Annotated in this window: 3 protein-coding genes; all 3 read right to left on the bottom strand. The window is 67.1% G+C overall.

Features of this window, described 5'->3' with window-relative positions:
- The coding region (locus tag AC1DYI_RS31555) for a D-alanine--D-alanine ligase (protein ID WP_477208060.1) at positions 1 to 736 on the bottom strand (736 nt) is incomplete at its 3' end.
- A gap of 2 nt (positions 737 to 738) precedes the next feature.
- Entirely contained in the window at positions 739 to 2,148 is a 1,410-nt protein-coding gene (gene murC, locus AC1DYI_RS31550) for a UDP-N-acetylmuramate--L-alanine ligase (RefSeq protein ID WP_477208059.1), read from the bottom strand.
- A 79-nt stretch (positions 2,149 to 2,227) separates the two neighbouring features.
- A partial coding sequence (locus AC1DYI_RS31545) for a glycosyltransferase (RefSeq protein ID WP_477208058.1) occupies positions 2,228 to 2,851 on the bottom strand: 624 nt, incomplete at its 5' end.

Genomic DNA, 2,851 nt, shown 5'->3' with positions numbered 1-2,851 from the left:
GGATCTCGGCTTCCTCGCGCGCCGGCAGACCGCTTGGCACCAGGTACGTCGTGTCGTTGGACACGTACTTGTGCTCGTAGTCGTAGTTGCCGTCGGGCGCGACGATGCGGATCACAGGCAGCGCGACAGCACTGTCACCCTCGCCCAGCACCGGGCAGGTGACCTCTTCGCCGTCGATGAATTCTTCGCACAGCACGTCGGAGTCAAATTGTGCGGCGAGGCTCACCGCCTCGAGCATCCCGGAGTACCCCGCCACCTTGCTGACGCCGAACGACGAGCCTTCGCGTGCCGGCTTCACGATCAGCGGCAGGCCGAGGTCATCGGGCACCGTGCGCACGACCTCGCGGCCATGCTGTCCGGCACCGAGCAATTTCCATTGCGGCGTGGGCAAGCCGGCGAACGACCAGATGCGTTTGGTCATCACCTTGTCCATCGCGATCGCCGAGGCCATCACGCCGGAGCCGGTGTACGGGATGCCCAGCAACTCGAGCGCGCCCTGCACCGTGCCGTCTTCGCCGTGGCGACCATGCAGTGCGATGAAGCAACGTTCAAAGCCTTCGGCCTTCAAGGCTTCGAGGTTGCGCTCGAACGGATCGAACGCATGCGCATCGACGCCTTGCGAACGCAACGCGGCCAACACCCCATTGCCCGACATGAACGACACCGGCCGCTCGGCCGAATCGCCGCCCATCAGCACCGCGACCTTGCCGAGTGCCTTCACATCGATTGCGCTCATGCTCATGCGGCGCCCCCCGCCATCTCGACCACCTGCGCCGGCGCCGCGCCAATCGAGCCGGCCCCCATCGCGATCACCACATCGCCGTCACGCGCGAAGCCGCAGATCTCGGCCGGCAGCTCGGCCACGTCGTCGACGAACACCGGGTCGACCTTGCCGGCCACGCGCAGCGCACGCACCAGCGCGCGGCCGTCGGCTGCGACGATCGGTGCTTCGCCGGCCGGGTACACCTCGGTCAGCAGCACCGCGTCGGCCTGGCCCATCACCTTGACGAAATCTTCGAAGCAGTCGCGGGTGCGGGTGTAGCGGTGCGGCTGGAAGGCCAACACCAAACGCCGTCCGGGAAAGGCGCCCCGCGCCGCAGCGATCACCGCAGCCATCTCGACCGGGTGATGGCCGTAGTCGTCGATCAGCGTGAAGTGTCCGCCTTCCTTGGCCATCAGTTCGCCATAGCGTTGGAAGCGCCGGCCAACGCCGCTGAACTGCGCCAGCGCCCGCACGATCGGCTCGTCCGCCAGTTCCAGTTCGGTCGCCACCGCGATCGCGGCCAGCGCGTTGCGCACGTTGTGCTCACCCGGCAGGTTCAGCGTGATCGCCAGCGGCGGCATCGCGACACCGTTGCGGCGCTCGCAGGTGAAGCGCATCTGGCCACCCGGCAGCGCCTGCACATCGACCGCTCGCACCTGCACCTCGTCGCCGAAACCATAGGTGATGACCGGGCGCGAGATCATCGGCACGATGCTCTTCACGCCGGGGTCGTCACCGCAGAGGATGGCGGCGCCATAAAACGGCATGCGGTGCACGAACTCGACAAAGGCCTGCTTCAGCTTCGCGAAGTCGTGGCCGTAGGTGTCCATGTGGTCAGCGTCGATGTTGGTCACGACGCTGAGGATGGGCATCAGGTTCAGGAACGACGCGTCCGACTCGTCGGCCTCGACGACGATGAAGTCGCCCGAGCCCAGGCGCGAGTTGGCGCCGGCCGAGTTCAGCTTGCCGCCGATCACGAAGGTCGGGTCGACGCCGGCCTCGGCCAGCACGCTGGTGACCAGCGAGGTGGTGGTCGTCTTGCCGTGCGTGCCGGCGATCGCGATGCCCTTTTTCAGGCGCATCAGCTCGGCCAGCATCACTGCCCGCGGCACCACCGGTATGCGGTGCGCGCGCGCCGCGATCACCTCGGGGTTGTCACCCTTCACTGCCGTCGAGATGACCACCGCCTGCGCGCCGGTGATGTACGAGGCCTCATGCCCATGCGTGACGCGGATGCCGAGCTCGGCCAGCCGGCGCGTGGTCGGCGTGTCCGACTGGTCGGAGCCCGACACCACGTAGCCGAGGTTGTGCAGGATCTCGGCGATGCCGCTCATGCCAGCGCCGCCAACGCCRACGAAGTGGATGTGCTTGACGGCGTGCTTCATGCTGCGCCCTCCACCAAGCGCCAACCCTTCGGCGGCTTCGTCACGTTCGCGGCGAAATGGATGTGTTTGACGGCATGTTTCATGACGTCATCCTTTCGATCTCATCGGCCACTTTGGCAGCCGCTTGTGGACGCGCCAGCGCTTTCGCCTTTTGAGCCATCGCCAGCAATTTCCCCCTGTCCATTTCTTGCAGCATCTCGGCCAGACGCTGAGGTGTCAGCTCGGCCTGCGGCAAATGCAGTGCCGCCCCACGATCGGCCATCCAGGCCGCGTTGTCCTTCTGGTGCGCGGTCGTGCTGACCACCAGCGGCACCAGCACGCTGGCCACGCCAGCCGCGCACAGCTCGCTGACGGTGATCGCACCGGCACGGCAGACGATCAGGTCGCAGGCCTCGAGGTAGCTCGCCATGTCGTCGATGAAGGGCTGCACTTCGGCCTGCACGCCGAGCGTTGCATAGCGCCCGCGGACCTCGTCGAGGTGGGCCATGCCGGTCTGGTGCATGACCATCGGCCGGCGCTCCAGCGRCATCTGCGCCAGTGCGGCCGGCACCATTTCGTTGAGCACCTTGGCGCCCAGGCTGCCGCCCACCACCAGCATGCGCAGCGGGCCCTTGCGACCCTCGAAGCGCACTTCGGGCAGCGCCAGGTTCTCGATCTCGGCGCGCACCGGGTTGCCGGTGACGAGCCCCTGTTTGACCTTGGC

Source organism: Ideonella sp. P3_A4 (assembly GCF_056403075.1).
The sequence above is the reverse complement of the archived record's forward strand: the minus strand, read 5'-3'. Positions and strand labels throughout refer to the sequence as shown.